Origin of the sequence: Streptomyces sp. NPDC085596 (genome assembly GCF_044541565.1) — a bacterium.
Classification (GTDB): domain Bacteria; phylum Actinomycetota; class Actinomycetes; order Streptomycetales; family Streptomycetaceae; genus Streptomyces.
The window spans coordinates 81,812-96,921 of the sequence record NZ_JBITTC010000008.1; the positions used below are offsets into that span (position 1 = coordinate 81,812).

General features: G+C 72.2%; 17 protein-coding genes. 8 read left to right on the plus strand and 9 right to left on the minus strand.

The features are described from left to right. Positions 1–148 precede the first annotated feature (148 nt). Complete coding sequence (locus tag ACIGA3_RS23060) at positions 149–1,675, plus strand: hypothetical protein (RefSeq protein ID WP_399718726.1); 1,527 nt, start codon at positions 149–151, stop codon at positions 1,673–1,675. Here ACIGA3_RS23060 and ACIGA3_RS23065 read toward each other — a convergent pair. The 6 genes from ACIGA3_RS23065 to ACIGA3_RS23090 all read right to left on the minus strand — a co-directional run bounded on the left by ACIGA3_RS23065 (position 1,662) and on the right by ACIGA3_RS23090 (position 8,408). After that, positions 1,662–4,244: a SpoIIE family protein phosphatase gene (locus ACIGA3_RS23065; protein WP_399718728.1), complete on the minus strand. Its 2,583-nt coding sequence runs from the start codon at positions 4,242–4,244 to the stop codon at positions 1,662–1,664. The two genes, ACIGA3_RS23060 and ACIGA3_RS23065, sit on opposite strands and share 14 nt — an antisense overlap. Positions 4,245–4,580: 336 nt before the next feature. Further along, complete coding sequence (locus ACIGA3_RS23070) at positions 4,581–5,009, minus strand: ATP-binding protein (RefSeq protein WP_399718730.1); 429 nt, start codon at positions 5,007–5,009, stop codon at positions 4,581–4,583. Positions 5,010–5,162: 153 nt separating this feature from the next. Then, positions 5,163–5,573, minus strand: a complete 411-nt coding sequence (locus tag ACIGA3_RS23075; RefSeq protein ID WP_399718732.1) for a (deoxy)nucleoside triphosphate pyrophosphohydrolase — start codon at positions 5,571–5,573, stop codon at positions 5,163–5,165. 39 nt (positions 5,574–5,612) lie between these two features. After that, complete coding sequence (locus ACIGA3_RS23080; protein WP_391294784.1) at positions 5,613–5,804, minus strand: SPOR domain-containing protein; 192 nt, start codon at positions 5,802–5,804, stop codon at positions 5,613–5,615. A gap of 378 nt (positions 5,805–6,182) precedes the next feature. Then, positions 6,183–6,935: a GntR family transcriptional regulator gene (locus ACIGA3_RS23085; RefSeq protein ID WP_399718735.1), complete on the minus strand. Its 753-nt coding sequence runs from the start codon at positions 6,933–6,935 to the stop codon at positions 6,183–6,185. Positions 6,936–7,154: 219 nt separating this feature from the next. After that, positions 7,155–8,408, minus strand: a complete 1,254-nt coding sequence (locus ACIGA3_RS23090; protein ID WP_399718737.1) for a DUF4190 domain-containing protein — start codon at positions 8,406–8,408, stop codon at positions 7,155–7,157. A gap of 174 nt (positions 8,409–8,582) precedes the next feature. Here ACIGA3_RS23090 and ACIGA3_RS23095 point away from each other — a divergent pair, with 174 nt between their 5' ends. Together ACIGA3_RS23095 and ACIGA3_RS23100 are read left to right on the plus strand one after the other, a co-directional pair. After that, positions 8,583–9,791, plus strand: a complete 1,209-nt coding sequence (locus ACIGA3_RS23095) for a serpin family protein (protein ID WP_399718739.1) — start codon at positions 8,583–8,585, stop codon at positions 9,789–9,791. After that, positions 9,788–10,099 (plus strand): hypothetical protein, encoded by a 312-nt coding sequence (locus ACIGA3_RS23100; protein ID WP_399718741.1) that lies wholly within the window; start codon positions 9,788–9,790, stop codon positions 10,097–10,099. The genes ACIGA3_RS23095 and ACIGA3_RS23100 overlap by 4 nt, the downstream gene beginning before the upstream one ends. Positions 10,100–10,197: 98 nt before the next feature. Here ACIGA3_RS23100 and ACIGA3_RS23105 read toward each other — a convergent pair whose 3' ends face one another. From ACIGA3_RS23105 to ACIGA3_RS23115, 3 genes are all read right to left on the minus strand, one after another. Continuing rightward, complete coding sequence (locus ACIGA3_RS23105; protein WP_399718743.1) at positions 10,198–11,022, minus strand: SDR family oxidoreductase; 825 nt, start codon at positions 11,020–11,022, stop codon at positions 10,198–10,200. Between the two features lie 174 nt (positions 11,023–11,196). Continuing rightward, positions 11,197–11,451, minus strand: a complete 255-nt coding sequence (locus ACIGA3_RS23110) for a Txe/YoeB family addiction module toxin (RefSeq protein WP_399718746.1) — start codon at positions 11,449–11,451, stop codon at positions 11,197–11,199. Then, complete coding sequence (locus ACIGA3_RS23115; RefSeq protein ID WP_399719250.1) at positions 11,448–11,732, minus strand: type II toxin-antitoxin system Phd/YefM family antitoxin; 285 nt, start codon at positions 11,730–11,732, stop codon at positions 11,448–11,450. The genes ACIGA3_RS23110 and ACIGA3_RS23115 overlap by 4 nt, the downstream gene beginning before the upstream one ends. A gap of 552 nt (positions 11,733–12,284) precedes the next feature. Here ACIGA3_RS23115 and ACIGA3_RS23120 point away from each other — a divergent pair. The 5 genes from ACIGA3_RS23120 to ACIGA3_RS23140 all read left to right on the plus strand — a co-directional run bounded on the left by ACIGA3_RS23120 (position 12,285) and on the right by ACIGA3_RS23140 (position 15,069). After that, complete coding sequence (locus ACIGA3_RS23120; RefSeq protein ID WP_399718749.1) at positions 12,285–12,551, plus strand: hypothetical protein; 267 nt, start codon at positions 12,285–12,287, stop codon at positions 12,549–12,551. Further along, positions 12,548–12,940 carry a PIN domain-containing protein gene (locus ACIGA3_RS23125; RefSeq protein ID WP_399718752.1) on the plus strand — a complete coding sequence of 131 codons (393 nt, stop codon included), beginning with the start codon at positions 12,548–12,550 and terminating at the stop codon, positions 12,938–12,940. The genes ACIGA3_RS23120 and ACIGA3_RS23125 overlap by 4 nt, the downstream gene beginning before the upstream one ends. A 381-nt stretch (positions 12,941–13,321) precedes the next feature. Then, positions 13,322–13,708, plus strand: coding sequence for a CPCC family cysteine-rich protein (locus ACIGA3_RS23130; protein ID WP_399718755.1), 387 nt, complete (start codon positions 13,322–13,324; stop codon positions 13,706–13,708). Next, positions 13,705–14,436 (plus strand): HEAT repeat domain-containing protein, encoded by a 732-nt coding sequence (locus tag ACIGA3_RS23135; protein ID WP_399718757.1) that lies wholly within the window; start codon positions 13,705–13,707, stop codon positions 14,434–14,436. Before ACIGA3_RS23130 ends, ACIGA3_RS23135 begins: the two co-directional genes overlap by 4 nt. A 3-nt stretch (positions 14,437–14,439) precedes the next feature. Further along, positions 14,440–15,069: a DUF6000 family protein gene (locus ACIGA3_RS23140; protein WP_399718760.1), complete on the plus strand. Its 630-nt coding sequence runs from the start codon at positions 14,440–14,442 to the stop codon at positions 15,067–15,069. The last annotated feature ends 41 nt before the right edge of the window (positions 15,070–15,110 follow it).

Below are 15,110 nucleotides of genomic sequence, written 5' to 3' on the forward strand. Positions count from 1 at the left end.
ATATGGAGCTGATCAGATCTATGCACCCACTGAAAACGACCGCACCAGGGGAAACCGGGCGACGCGGCCGCGCCACGCGGCAAGCCCACCCATGCGGCGCAACCCCGCCCGCTCGCGGAGCCGCGAACCCGCCCATACGCTCCCAAAGGTGACGTCCTCCCTGGTCCGGGGCCGCCCCCGGCACGCCACGGCGCACATACGGGTGCGGGTCGCGCACGCGCTGGTGGGCGCGGTCGCCGGGGCGGGCTGGCTGGCGATCCCGGTCCTGGCGGCCCAGGAGCCGGCGACCGCTTCTCCGCCCCCGCGCACCGCCCACGCCGCCCCCTCTGTTCCTTCCGCTCCTTCCACTCCTTCCGCTCCCCGCGACGACGAGCCCTCCGCCGTCGACCTGATCCTCCCGGTCGCCGTGCTCGGCACCGCCGGGCTGCTGGCCGCGTACAGCTACGTACGCCGCGCCCGCCGCTCGCCCGGCGTCGTCTCCCCGGCGCCGGCCGCCCCCACCCCGGCCGAGTCCGACCGCCAGGCCCGTGCCGCCCTGGTCCAGGCCGACGACAGCGTCCGGGCGAGCGAGGAGGAGCTGCCCTTCGCGGCCGCCCTCACGGACGAGCGGACCCTCGCCCCGTTCCGCCGGGCGATACAGACCGCCCGCGCGGAACTGTCGGCCGCGTTCGCCCTGTGGCACCGGTACGAGGAGGGCGAACCCCAGGACCCCGGCGACCGGAGGCAGGCGTTGGCCGGGATCATCGGCCGGTGCGCGGAGGCGGGGCGGGTGCTGGACGCGCGGGCCGGTGAGCTGGACCGGCTGCGATGGGCGGAAGCGGGTCCGGCGCTGGGGGTGGCGGAGGGGACGTTCCGGCGGCTGGCCGCGCGGGCGGCGGGCGCGCGGGCCACGGCTTCGCTGCTGCGCGAGCGGTACGGGCCCTCGGTCGGCGCCCGGGTGGCGGGCCGCGTCGAAGAGGCCATGGACCGGCTGGTGTTCGCCACCTCACGGCTCAACGAGGCTCGCCGCGCCGCCGACTTGGGCGAGGACGGGCGCGCGGTACGTCGACTCCGGGCTGCCGAGGGCGCCATAGCCCAGGCCGGGATTCTGGTGGCCGGGGTGGATGACATGGCCCGTCGGCTGCGGGAGGCGGCCGCGCTGGTGCCGGCCGCGCTGACCGGGGCGGAGGCGGTGCTGGCGGCGGCGCGGGACGCGGGCACACCGGTGCCCTCCGCCGCCGACGACACCCTGGCCGCCGTACGCGAGGAGCTGACGGCGGGCCCGTACGACCCGCTGGCCGCACTGCGGCGCGTCACCCGCGCCCTGGCCCGGCTGCCGGGCGCCCGGACCGGGGTCCTGGACACCGCCGCCGGCCTGGTGGCGCGGGCCGAGGCCGGCGAGGCGGAGGACTTCGTCGCGGTGCACCGGGGCGCGGTGGGCGCCGACGCCCGCTCCCTGCTGGCGGCAGCGGTACGGACGCTCGGGGCACCGCACGCCGTCGAAGCGGCCGTACTGGCACGGCGGGCCCTGGAGTCGGCCGAGCGGGACGTACGGGCGCACGGCGTGCCGGAGACCGACGCCGAAGGGGTCGCCGGAGCGGTCCTCGGCGGCGTACTCCTCACCGGGGAACCGGACGGCGGCCCGCCGGTGGCCTTCGGCGGGCCGGGGACCCGCCGAAGGTTCAGAACAGACTGAGCAGCGCCTCCGCCGGGTCGGTGAGGGGGCTGTCGGCGCCGGGCAGCGGCAGCTCGAACCACACCGTCTTGCCGCGCGGCGTACGCCGGGAGCCCCAGGCCGCGCTGAGCAGCCCGACCAGTTGCAGCCCGCGTCCGCCCTCGTCGGTGTCCCGCGCGCGCCGCCTGCGGGGCTGGACCAGACCGGCGTCCCAGACCTCGCAGACCAGGGTGCGGTCCAGCAGCAGCCGGAGCCTGATCTCGCCCTCGCCGTACCGCAGGGCGTTCGTCACCAGCTCGCTGACCAGGAGTTCCGTGGTGTCGACCAGTGGCTCCAGGTCCCAGCTCAGCAGCTGCGCCCGCGCGTACTCGCGGGCCCGGCCCACACTGCGCGGCTCGCGCGGCAGCGTCCAGTCGCCGACCGACTCGGCGGGCAGGCCCTGGACGCGGGCCATGAGCAGGGCGATGTCGTCCTCGCCGTGCCGGGTGTCGAGACTGTTGAGGACGTGGTCGCAGACGTCCTCCAGCGGCCGGGAGGGGTCGGTGAGCGCCTGTACGAACGCCTGCAGCCCCTCGTCCAGCGGGTGGTCGCGGGACTCGACCAGGCCGTCGGTGTAGAGGGCGAGCAGGGCGCCCTCGGGCAGCTCGACCTCCACCTCCTCGAACGGCTCGCCACCCACGCCCAGCGGCATCCCCGGCGGCACGTCGAGCATCAGGGCGGGCTCGCCGGGCTCCACCAGCACCGGCGGCAGATGCCCGGCGTTGGCGAAGGTGCAGCGCCGGGTGACGGAGTCGTAGACCGCGTACACACAGGTGGCGAGGTAGACCTCGCACAGGTCGGCGTCGCGCGGCTGGCGGGCCGCGCGGGTGGCCTGCTGGACCCCGCCGGGGGTGCCGAGACCGCGGGCGATCTCGTCCAGCGCGGAGAGCACTTCGGCCGGTTCGAGGTCGAGCAGGGCCAGGGTGCGTACCGCCGTACGGAGTTCGCCCATCGCCACGGCCGCGCGCAGGCCGCGGCCCATCACGTCGCCGACCACCAACGCCGTGCGGTGGCCGGGGAGTTCGATGACGTCGAACCAGTCGCCGCCGACCTCGGTGGCCGCGTTGCCCGGCAGATAGCGGCAGGCGATGTCCAGGCCGGACGCCTCGGGGTCGCCGGGCGGGAGCAGGGACCGCTGGAGTATCAACGCGCGTTCGTGCTCGCGCCGGTAGAGCCGGGCGTTGTCGATGCAGACGGCGGCGCGCGCGGCCAGCTCCACCGCGAGGTCGCGGTCGCGGTCCCCGAACGGCTCGCTGCCCTTGGTGCGGGCGAACTGCACGATGCCGACGACCGTGTCGTGCGCGACCATCGGCACGGCAAGCGTGGACTGCACCAGCCCGCCCTCCTCGGCGGGCACCCGCTGCGGCCGGGCGGTGCGCAGGGCGTCCGCGCAAGGGGAGTTGAACGGGAAGCGGTGCACCGCGCCCAGCTCCACCCGTTCCTCCGAACCGCCGAAGGGCGCGTCGGAGACGGCACTGGCGAAGGCGACCCGGCGCAGTTCAGCGCTGCCGTCGGCCAGCTTGGGCGGGGCCTCGTCGCCGGTCAGCAGGGCCTGGTACAGGTCGACGGTGGCCAGGTCGCAGAAGCCGGGGACGACCACGTCGAGCAGTTGGCGGGCGGTCGTCTCCAGGTCGAGCGAGTTCCCTATGCGGGCGCCGGCCTCGTTGAGCAGGGCGAGGTTGCGCCGCGCGGAGGCGGCCTCACGGGCGGCCTCGCGCCGGGCGGTGATGTCGGTGCCGAGCCAGGCCACCCCGATGGGGCGCCCGCTGCCGCTGTGTACGCGGTAGAGGTTGATGGACCAGTGCCGGCGCTCGTCGGAGTCCGGTACGAAGCCGGTGACATGCATGTCCGTGATGGAGTCGCCGGTCTCCAGCACCCGGCGCATGGTGGCCGACACCCGGTCGGCCTCGGCGCGCGGGAGGAAGTCGTGCACGCCCTTGCCCCGGTGGTCTTCCGGGGTGCCGCCGAAGATCGAGGCGAACCGCGTGTTGGCCCGGCGCACCCGCAGATCGGTGTCGATCAGCAGGAACCCGAAGGGAGATTGGCCGAATATCGCCTGCGAGGCGGCGAGGTCGGTCTCGATGCTGCGCAGGGTCCGTACGTCCACCACGATGCAGACGGCGGCCTTGTCACCCTCGGCGGTGCGGGTGGGCATGACGTAGACCTCCGCCATGCCCTCCTCGCCGGGCGAGCCGTCCGGCGCGGCCGGCATCCGGAAGGGGACCACGCCGGTCCACTCCCGCCCGTCCAGGATCTCGGCCATCTTGCGCTGGCCGCGGCTGCGCAGGTCGGGGTCGACGAACGCCTCGATCGGGTCGAGCCCCACGGCCCGGCCGGCGGGGATGCCGAAGAGCTGTTCGGCGCGCAGGCTCCACTGCTCGATCAGCCCGCCGGGGCTGAGCGAGAAGGACGCGACCTTTATGTAGTCGTACATCGAGCCGGGCGGGCTGCTCTGCCACATGTCGGCGGGGGCCGCCTCTTCGGCGGCCCGGCCCCTCGCGCCGCCCGACGGGTCCTCGGACTCCGTGGCCTTCGCTGGTATCTCGCTCACGCGAACCGTCCCCTCCAGCTCACCGCGTCCGGCACCGGTCACCGGGGGCGGCTGCCCGCAGTATCCAGCACTACGGCGCCGCACAACACGGTGTTCACGATCACAGCTCGGTACAGGTGCCTTCCGGACCGGGCTGCGACAACACTTCCAGTCTTCTAACCAGGGAACACGGCCTCGAATCACGCGCCCGGCAACGCGCTTGCGCACCGGGGCACGAGCCGACCCACGCAGGGGCGCGCGCTCCCCCTCCGTACCCCCGGCTCACCCCGTCGTGCCCCTGATGCACCCGTCCGCGCTCCCGGCCACACGGGGACCGCGCGCATCATTCCGGGACCGTCAGCCGGGGACCGTCAGCTCGAACCAGACGGTCTTGCCCCGCCCGCCGGGCCGGGTGCCCCAGCGGCGGGAGGAGCCGGCGACCAGCTGGAGTCCCCGGCCGCTCTCGTCCTCGGGGCGCGCGACGCGCTCGCGCGGCGGGTCCGGCAACTGGTCGGAGACCTCCACCAGCAGGGCGCCGTCGAGCCCTTCGGGACGTACCAGCCGCAGCCCGATCGGGCCGTCCGCGTGCCGCAGGGAGTTGGTCACCAGCTCGCTGACCAGCAACGCCGTCAGATCGGCGAGGGAGTCCAGCTGCCAGCCGCCCAACTGGCCCCGGACAGCGGCACGGGCCGCGCGCGCGGCGCCGGGTTCCGGGGGGAACGTCCACTCGGCGCAGTCGCCCTCGGTGTCGAACACGCCGATCACTTCCCAGGCAAGCCAGCCCACCCATGTCCGATTTCATGGGGTTACTGGCCACATACCCGGTATCCAGGGAGCAGTACCGCGCGGGCCGGGGCACTGTGGCACGAACGGCGTACACGCCTCGAAGCCCGGCCCGGAGAACGCCCCGTACGCCGGGCGGCGCACCCCGTACGCCGGTCAGCGCGCCTGCGCGCCGAGGCGTGCGGCGATCTCGCGGACGGCCGGGACGTCCTGGTCGAGCCAGGGGACCTCCCAGAGGCGGTCGGGGGTGAGCCAGCGCAGCTCGTCGTGGTCCTGGAGGGCATCGGGCTCCGGGGAGCCCGGACGGAGCCGGGCCGTCCACACCCACAGCACGTAAGGGGACTTCAGGGGCCACTCCCCCGGCACGCGTTCGACCGCGTCGGCGTCGACGCCGAGTTCCTCGCGCAGTTCGCGTACGAGGGCGTCGTCGGGCCGTTCACCGGGCTCGACCTTGCCGCCGGGCAGCTCCCAGCGCCCGGCCAGCTCCGGGGGCGCGCTGCGCCGCGCGGCGAGCAGCCGGTCCCCGTCGAGCAGGGCGGCTCCCACCACCACGATCCGTTCGGTCATGGCCCGGAGCCTACGGGAGCGCACCCCTGGTCAGTCGCGTCAGTTGCGTGTGCTCTCGCCGTGCTGACTGACGCGCTCGACGCAGTAGAGCTGCCTGTGCCCGTGGCCGTCGAGACTGTCGGCGATCTTCTGGGCCTCGGCCCGTGTCGCGTACCGGCCGACCCGGTAGCGGTTGCCGTTGTCGTCCTGACGTATGACGAGCCAGGGCAGAACGACCGCACCCTCGTTCATCGCCCCCACCGTTTCCCTTCCCATGCCCCTTCGCACCCGCCCCACCCGCTTCCTGTTCCGGGGCCCCAAGGTGTCCCGCCCGAGGAAACCGCAATACGCATATGCCCGAGCGTACGCCCAACCTTCACACAGCGAATACGGCTTTTCACGAAGAGGTACGCAACCGGCCAGAACGCAGGGGGGCGCACGGAATCGAACGCGCCGCGTCCGGCGAGGCCGGGGAAAGAGGCGCGCGGACCGGGCCGACCCGCGGCCACCAGGCAGAACGGCCGGATCGCGGCGGGTCGGCGAAGTCAGGCGCGCGGTTCACACACCGGGGCGCACTCCAGGGGAGCGCGTCCCATGTGCGCTACCTCACCTAGGGGCTCTGTCGCGGCCCTATCGCACGGAGAGGTGGTACGCGACCTGATAGCGGTCGGCGGGGATGACGACGTCGGCGGTCTCCACCGGACGGCCCGAGGCGTAGTAGGTGCGCTGGATGACGAGGACCACATGGCCGGGGACGCCGCCGAGGAGGATCAGCTCCTCGGCGAGGCCGGGGCGGGCGCCGACCTCCTCGGTGACGTTGTCCACGATGACGTCGATGGCGCGCATCCGCTCGACGACGCCCATCCCGCCGAGCGGGCCCTCCTCGGGCAGCATGACCGGAGTGCGGCCGGTCACGGCGAGCGGCTCCCAGGAGGTGGAGAGCATCATCGGCTCCCCGGCGTCCCGGAACAGGTACTTGGTGCGCATCACGCGCTCGCCCGGCTTGAGACCGAGCCGCTCGGCGACCCCCGCCCCGGCCTCCGCCCGCTCACTGCTGGACTCCCAGGTGCCGCGTGCGGTCGCGTCGGCCTGCTCCTGCCGGAAGGGGGTGGCGCCGCCCGAGGGGCGGTACCCCGAGCGCGCCACACTGCGGGGCACCGGCCGCTCGCGCACGTACGTCCCCGAGCCGGACCGCCCCTCGACGAGCCCCTCGGCCATCAGCACCTTGCGGGCCTCCAGCGCGACCGTGTCCGAGACGCCGTACTCCTCGCGGATGCGGGCCTGCGACGGGAGGCGCGTATGGGGCGGCAGTGAACCGTCGACGATCTTCTGGCGGAGATCACCCGCCACACGCAGGTACGCCGGCTGCTCACCGAATGTCACTGGCCACTCCCATCAGGTTGTACAGACAGCAACAGCCTGGCAACCGTGGGTTGTGCCATGCAAGCAAAGGCCAGAGAATCACTCGATGTGATGACGGGGTGCCGCGCACACCTGCGTCCAGCGACTTTCTCCTGCGTCCAGCGACTTTCCCCTGCGGCCGGTGGCTTTCTCCTGCGGCCGGTGGCTTTCTCCGCCCATGACTCCCCCGTCCGGACGTGATCACACCTTGGCGTCCTCGTCCGCCGCGTCGTCACCCTCGTCCTGGACGCCGGGGCCGGGCGGGGTGGTCGCCAGCTTCAGCGCCTTGCGGGCGGGGACGGTGGTGTGCGGTTCGAGCAGGGTGAGACCTTCGTCGTAGGGCACGTAGAACGCGTCGGCGTCGGTGGCGCGGGCCGCCTTGTCCCAGAGGGCGCGGGCCTTGTCCAGGCGGGTGGCCTGGTCGGCCAGGGGCGTGCGGGCGGTGGCGGGCCAGGGGTGGGCGCGCAGGCTCCGTGAGCTGTCGGCCAGGGCGGTGGAGACGCGGTGGGCCCACGCCTTGTGGCCCGGCAGGTCGTCCTCGGCGTAGGTGGCGTCGGGCGCGGTGTCCATGGCCGCGTCGAGTACGTGAGCGGCCTTCAGATAGGCGACCTGGTCGGCGTCGAGGACGGACTCGTCGGCGCGGAGCGAGCCGGTCAGGGTGCCGCCCTCGGTGATGCTGCCGAGGACGCAGGTGACCTCGCGGTCGCCGAGCGACCAGGTCTCCTTCGACGGCGTCAGATGGAAGACGTCGACGTCGGCGGGGAGCGCCCAGTCGTCCATCGCGTAGGCGTCCCGCAGGCCGGCGCAGCGTTCGGCGGCGTCCGTCACGGCGTCGTCGTCGGGGTAGGCGCCGCCCTTGAGCGTGAAGGTGGCGAACACCTCGCCCTCATGCTTCCCGGAGCAGGGCACGGCGCGGATGCCGTCGACGGTGCCCTTCAGCTCGTCGTCGGCGTCGAAGCAGTCGCCCTTGGCCAGCGCGACGCTCACGCCGTCGCGCACGCCTTCCTTGACGTTCCGCCAGGCCCAGTCCGTGACCCCTGTGGTGAGTAGCAGTACGGCGAGGGCGAGACCGGTCCCGGAGAGGGCACTGCCGACGACGGCTGCGGCACGGCCGCGCTGGCCGCGCTTGCGGATCTGGGGGAGGGCGATGAGGCCGAGGAGGAGACCGACGCCGGGGAGACAGCAGAGGATGCCGGTGATCAGGGAGGCGACGGCGAAGGGGTTTACGGGGGTGGGGGTGCCGTAGGGGACGTGGGGGGCCGGGGGCCCGTAGGGGCTGGGCGACCCGTAGGGGTCTGGCGTCCCGTAGGGGTCCGGCGCTCTGTAAGGGTTCTGCGGCTCCTGCGGGTCCTGCGGGTCCTGCTGGGCCTCTTGGGGCGGGGCGTCCGGGGGCTGCGGGGACAGCTCTGACGGGCCCTCGGGCTCGCCGGGTGCGGAGGCAGGGGATATGGACACCGGTACCGTTTCTGGGACGAGTTGCGGCAGCGGGGGCGGACGAGGACTCTCGGCCGGGCTACCGTACGAATGCGCGCATGGTAAGCGGGTCCGGACAAGACCGGAAAACGGCCTGGGTCCTGAACGGGCGCCGCGCGGAACGGACATGGGGGCGGGCAAGGCGTGGGGGACGGAATGAGCGGCGCCGGCATACGGGCGGTCAACGGCCTCACCGCGCGGTGGGCGCGGACGGTCGCGGCGGACGACGGGACGGTGTTCTCGGCGGCCGGGGTGTGGCCGTTGCTGGCCTTCCTGGCGGACGGCGCGAGCGGCCAGGCGCGGGCGGAACTCTCGGAGGCGCTGGGCGCCCCCGCGGACGTGGCGGCCACGGCGGCCCGTCAACTCCTCGCCGAAATGGCCTCGGTGACCGGCCTGGACGCGGCACTCGGCCTCTGGACCCATCAGTCGCTACGGCTCCGGGACGACTGGCGGGCCGGGCTGCCCGCCGGGACGCAGGGCACCTTCGGGGACGACCTGGTCACCGCGCAGGAACGCCTCGACGCCTGGGCGGCCGAACGCACCGGCGGCCTGGTCGAGCGGATGCCGCTGAAACTGACGCGGGACGCCCAGGTGGTGCTGGCGAGCGCGCTGTCCCTGCGGACGACGTGGCGCCAGCCCTTCACCGAGCTGCCGCTGCGCCCGGAGCACGGGCCCTGGCGGGGACGTACCCTGCTCGGCCTGTTCCGCCGGTCGGTACGGCCGGACCGGGTGGGCGTGGCGGCGACACCGGACGGCCATGTCACCTCCCTGACCGTCCCCGGGGACAACGGCATCGACGTCCATCTGGTGCTCGGTGAGGAGGGCATGACGCCGGGGCAGGTCATCACGGCCGGCGTGGGCCTGGTGGAGCGCACGCTCCCGGTCACCGAGGGCGGCCGCCTGCCCCTGGGGCACGTGGGTCCGGGCCTGCATGTGGAGCAGCGCCCGTCCGCGACCCCGGAGCCGGTGGCCCTGGACGTCCGCACGGTGGCGTACGAGGTACGCGCCGACCACGACCTGCTGGCCGACCCGTCCCTCTTCGGCCTGGCCACGGCCCAGTACACCCCCGGCGCCCACTTCCCCGGCATGGCCGACGCGCCCCTGGCGATCGGCGCGGCCCGCCAGTCGGCGGTGGCCCAGTTCAGCGCGCAGGGGTTCCGGGCGGGAGCGGTGACGGCGGTCGCGGCCCGCCCAGGAAGCGCCCCGCAGCACACCCACACCACCACGGTCCTCAGCCTCACCTACGACCGCCCCTTCGCCTTCCTCACCACCACCCGCTCCCCCCGCCTCCTCCTCACCACGGGCTGGGTCACGAACCCGACCCCGTACCCGCCGATGCACCTCACCCCTGCGAGCACCTCATGAGCAAGCGACTGATCTCCCTGTACGCGGCGGTACTGGGAGCCCTGAGCATCCTGGCCGTCGTCCCCGTCGACGCGATCGCCCACCCCGCCATGACCGTCTGGACCCTGGCGGCCATGCCGTCCTCGGTGATGATGACCGTCGCCTGGATGGCCGCAGGCACCCTGTTCCCGTCCGGCTTCGAACCGGGCCCGGCACTCTCCGCCCTCCTCACTCTCACCGTCCACCTGACCGCGACCGCCCTCAACGTCAGCGCCCTGCTGCTCCTCAGGAAGGCATGCACCAAGTGCCGAGTCCTGGCCCGCGCATGACCCCCTCGGCCGCCCTGCTCCACCGCATCGAGCAGACCCCCACGCGGGCCGGCACCCGTACGACCTCCGCTTCGGCACCGTTCACCAGCCGAGCACCGCTATCCCTGGCCAAGGAACTCGAGGGCGCCACGGAGCCGCGTGCTCAGCCGACGCTGCGTGGCGCGGCTGTCGAGGCGTACGTCGAGCGGTCCCGGCACCCGCGCGTCCGCCCGGCGGCCGGCCGGCAGACGGGATACGTCGAGACCGTCACGCCGGGCGATGCGCACGCCGAGGTCGTAGCGGCTGAGAGCGTCGGGGCCGGCGAGGTGGAAGAGGCCGGCCGCGTCGGACCGGGTGAGTTCCCACAGGGCGGCGGCCAGGTCCCGGACGTGCACGGGGCAGCGCACGTCGTCGGTGAAGAGCACACCTTCCCGTGTGCCGGCGATCAGCGCGTGCACCAGGCGCTCGTGGTCGGACCGCCCGTCCCCGACGATCAGTGAAGTACGGACGACGGCCGCGCCCGGACGAAGAAGCCGCACAGCCGTCTCGGCAGCGGCCTTCGCCGCCCCGTACGGCGTGATCGGGTCCGGGTCGCAGGTCTCGTCGTAGCGGACCCGGCTGCCGGAGAAGACAGCGTCGCTGGAGACATGCACCAGCCGAATCCCGAGCTTCGCGGCGGCCACAGCGACGTGGACGGACCCGTCCGCGGTGACCTTCCAGTCGGCCCCGCCGCTGGTCACGTCGATCACCGCCCGCGGCGAAACCGCCTTCAGCACCGCCTCGACACGTACGGGATCACGAACGTCGAGCTGATGCCAGACACCGCCCGCAGGATCACCGGGCCGGGAATGGAACGTCGCAACCGCGCTCCACCCCGCCACTCGCGCCAGGCGCAGCAACTCGGTCCCCAGAAACCCACTGCCCCCGATGATCAGCACCGTCATGCCCCAAGACGCTAAGGCACCCCGCCTTGGCCTGGCGGCGAACCGAGAGACGGAACAGCGAAGGGACCTGGCTCCGGGGAATCGGGCCCTTCTCGCCTACACGCTTGCCAGATCGACACCGTGACGGCACGTCACCCTCCCAGCACGCCCTCCCGCCGGAAGCCGCCTCCATGGTCAGTAGTGGTAGCGAGCCGCAAGAATGACAATCTCTTTGTCGGTGACCAGGTACACGAGGCGGTGCTCATCGTCGATCCGCCTCGACCACGCCCCAGGCAAGTGGTACTTGAGCGGCTCGGGCTTGCCGATCCCCGTGAAGGGGTCACGCTTGACGTCGCCGATGAGCTTGTTGATCCGAGCGAGCATCTTGCGGTCGTTCTTCAGCCAGGACGTGTAGTCCTCCCAGCCCTGATCCTCGAAGACAAGCCTCACTCGGCACCCTCACGTGCCGCATCCGGCGAGTCAGGATCGATCAGCTCCCGCTCGGACACGTTGATGTGGGTCAAGGCGTTCTCGTACGCCTTGAGCAGTCGCCGTGCGTTCGCGGGCGAGCGCAGCAGGTACGAGCCCTCGCGCAGCGCCGCGTAGTCCTCGGCCGAGACGAGTACGGCGTTCCCGTGCTTGGAGACGATCTCGATGGCCTCGTGGTCGTCGTTGACCTTCTTGATCAGGGGAAAGAGGGCCTTGCGGGCTTCGCTCGCGGTTATCGACATGGGCTGACTCCCTCTACCAGTGGTACCGAATAACGTACCACTGGCGCTCACCTGAGTCGAAGCTGAACGAGTGCGGCCCGCCAGGAATCCCAGCACCGTCCCGGCATGGGACTGCCCCTCCGCCCGGTGCTTGAGCGGCAGGAAGACCGTGCGGCAGTCATCGCGGTGAGCCTTGGCGCTGACCTGCCAGCGGACCCTGGCGAAGCCAGACCGACGGCACTCGACGGAGAAGGCCAGGGCCTCGCTGGGGCGCCGGCCAGTACCCGACTGCAAGGAGACCGCGAGCCGGTACTGCGGGGCGATGTGCTCCGCGATCAGATCGACCTCGCCCAGCGCGGGAATCTCGCCCTCGTCCATCGCGCACGGGACCGCCCGGGATACCCGGACGCCGCGCGCGGGATTGTCCGGGATGCGCCCCAGCCTCGCCCCGCAGCCCCAGCGGGCCGTCGAGTCAGCGAGGCCCTCCTGACTGGACGCGCTCATGTCCTCCGCGCTCGTCGCCACGTGATCCATGCATCAGCACCGAAGGCCATACCGCAGTATGGTTGATGTATGGCTACCAAGAAGGTGACTATCACCCTCGACGAATCCCTGGTCGAAGCCCTGGCCGGAGCCGCTGAGGAAGAAGGCATCCCGCTCTCCCGCCTCGTCGCCGGAGCAGCCGAACGCGAGCTGCGCCTGCGGGCCGGCCGGGCCGTGATCCAAGAGTGGCAGGCAGAACACGGCGCCTTCACCCCGGAAGAACTCGCCGCCACCCGCGCGGAAATGGCCGCCGCCGACGCCGAGTACCTCAGCAACCCGGGAGCCTCGGCCGCGTGAACATCCCCTACCTGTACGACGCCGGGGCACTCATCGCCATCGACAACGACGACCGACGCATGTGGGCCCGCCACAGCCTGGCCCTGGAAGACGGCCGGGACATCCACGTCCCGTCCGTCGTCGTCAGCCAGGCATGGCGGGACTCCCGCCGTCAGGTCAGACTCGGCAAGTTCCTCGCCGGGTGCCACGTCGTACCCGTCGGTCTCGAAACCGCCAGAGCCGCAGGCATCCTCTGCGGCAAGGCCGGCACCTCCGACATCGTCGACGCCACCGTCGCGACCATGGCAGCCAGCCTCGGCGCCATCATCTGGACCTCGGACCCGAACGACATCCGCACCCTCATCGACGCCCAGGACATCGAGCCCGCCCCTGTCATCCGCACCGTCTGACCACCGACGGTCGCCGACGGCCGGCCGCACGCGCACGGTGCACCGCAGTTGTACGCATGCGTGATGCCACATCCAGGTGCTCGGGACTGAAATGACGAAGGGGCCGAGCTCGCGAGAGCTCGGCCCCGAATACGCACGTCAAACCAATCGCGTCAACGTTCAGTCGCGGTGCGATCAGACGTTGAAGCGGAATGTCTGAGGCCAGATTCTGACCTGCGGCGTAGCCCCATCCAGGGCTCTGACCTGGGATTTCCTGGTTGGCACGCGTTGGCTCCCGACGGCCGTTTGCGGGTGTCCTGCGGACTGGCTGCGGACTAGCCGGGCCGGCAGCGGCCAAGAAATCCATGGCGCACCAGCGGGACCGGCAAGGAGACTGCCCGGGTGAGCGACCGCTACCCCTGCCCATGCTGCGGGCACCGCGTGCTGGGCGAGATGCCCGGCTCGTACGAGATCTGCCCCGTCTGCTTCTGGGAGGACGACGGGGTCCAGTTCCGCTGGCCGACCCTGGGAGGCGGCGCGAACAAGGTCTCCTTGATCGAGGCCCAGCGGAACTACCAGGACTTCGGCGCCTGCGACCAGCACGGCCGCCGGTTCGTCCGCCCGCCGGCCGAAGACGAGCCGCTCGACCCCGCCTGGCGCCCCATCGATATGACCCGGGACTCCTTCGAGGACTGGGCAGCCGAAGACAGCGCCCCGTGGCCCGACAACAGCTCGGCTCTCTGCTGGTGGCTCCCCACCTTCTGGCGCCGGGATCGCTCCGCGTCATGACCTCCAACATCGAGACACTCGTCCAGCACCTCGACGGCAAGGCCGAGGAGTCCTACGACGCCCGTGCGGAGCTGATCTGGATCGGCGCCGACGCCATACCCGCCGTCATCGACGGCCTGCCTTCCCTCGGCGGCTTCGGTCAGCTGACCGCCATCGAGGTCTTCGAGGAGGTGAGCGATCCCCGTTGCGGCCCCACTCTCATCGGCCTGCTGGACAGCGACAACCCGACCGTCCGCGAATGGGCAGCGATGGCCCTGGCGAGCTTGAAGATCGACGGCGCGGTCGAGCCCGTGCGCCGCGCCTATCGCGCCTGCCTGGAACGGGCGACGCCACCCGACTGGAGCGAGCCGGAAGGCATCCGCTGGGCCCTGACCGAACTCGGCGCACGCAGCCCCGTCGTCCCGCCGCTCACCGCGCGCCTACGACCCACCACTGCGGACAACGCCCCAGGCTGGCCTTCAGCCCACTTCACCGAGATCATCAACGACCTGGCCGACCACGCCCAGGTGATCCTCTACTCCCAGTTCTGGCGCGTGGACGCCGGCGGCACATACGGCGTCTCCGGCCCCGTCCTGGACTGGGAACTCGACTGGACTGCGCCCTGGGAGCACCTGGTCGAGGAGTCCCGCACCTGGTCCCTGCTGGAAGCCTCCGAAGCCCCCACCGGCGACCACATCTTCGTCGCCCCTACCTGGATCGACCGTACCGACCTGCACCCGGAGAGGTGACCGATGCCGTTCCAGCACCCCGAGGAGATCGGCTACGGCTACGTGATCGAGCGATACGCGGCACGGAAGGACTCGGGCCACGCGCGCTACCTCGTCCTGAAAGGTGGTCGATTCCTGCGGCCCGAGTGGCCTCACGGCGAACGTTTCGCCCATCACCTCATCGACGACGCGGCCACGATCACCGATGCCGAATTGGAAGCCCTCCTCGGCTACGAGTGGCGCTCGCGCCTCACCGCCGCATGGCTGATCGGCGTCGACCGCCGCGAACGGTTCCGCGAACGCATCGGCGACCTGCTCCTGGCCAGCGAGGTCTGCTTCTCCGGCAGCGCCTACTGCTTCGCCCTGGCCCGCTTCGGCACCCACGCCGACGCCGAGATCCTCACCGCCTACCTCGACCATTACCTCCCCCGCACCGACCTCCGCTACGACCAGCCCGCCGCCCTCGGCGCCCTCCTCCGCCTCGACGCCCAACTCGGCACCCACCACGCCACCCGCTTCACCCAGCCCGACGGCCACTGGGACGAGTGGGTCATGGGCGTGGGACGCCTCGGCTACTCCAGCCACACCCCCGCCGAACTTCGCCGCTGGACAGACCTCCACTGCGACTTCGCCAACAGCTGGACCCGCACGTAGTGAGGTTGTAGCCCGCTCACTGGGAGCTGCCCGCCTCTCAA

Bases quoted from the DNA above. Each gene is read 5' to 3' on its own strand.
- ACIGA3_RS23100 (WP_399718741.1), top strand. From the start codon at position 9,788: ATGAGCAAGCGACTGATCTCCCTGTACGCGGCGGTACTGGGAGCCCTG.
- ACIGA3_RS23075 (WP_399718732.1), bottom strand. From the start codon at position 5,573: ATGACCGAACGGATCGTGGTGGTGGGAGCCGCCCTGCTCGACGGGGAC.
- ACIGA3_RS23105 (WP_399718743.1), bottom strand. From the start codon at position 11,022: ATGACGGTGCTGATCATCGGGGGCAGTGGGTTTCTGGGGACCGAGTTG.
- ACIGA3_RS23135 (WP_399718757.1), top strand. From the start codon at position 13,705: ATGACCTCCAACATCGAGACACTCGTCCAGCACCTCGACGGCAAGGCC.
- ACIGA3_RS23140 (WP_399718760.1), top strand. From the start codon at position 14,440: ATGCCGTTCCAGCACCCCGAGGAGATCGGCTACGGCTACGTGATCGAG.
- ACIGA3_RS23095 (WP_399718739.1), top strand. From the start codon at position 8,583: ATGAGCGGCGCCGGCATACGGGCGGTCAACGGCCTCACCGCGCGGTGG.
- ACIGA3_RS23115 (WP_399719250.1), bottom strand. From the start codon at position 11,732: ATGTCGATAACCGCGAGCGAAGCCCGCAAGGCCCTCTTTCCCCTGATC.
- ACIGA3_RS23080 (WP_391294784.1), bottom strand. From the start codon at position 5,804: ATGAACGAGGGTGCGGTCGTTCTGCCCTGGCTCGTCATACGTCAGGAC.
- ACIGA3_RS23120 (WP_399718749.1), top strand. From the start codon at position 12,285: ATGGCTACCAAGAAGGTGACTATCACCCTCGACGAATCCCTGGTCGAA.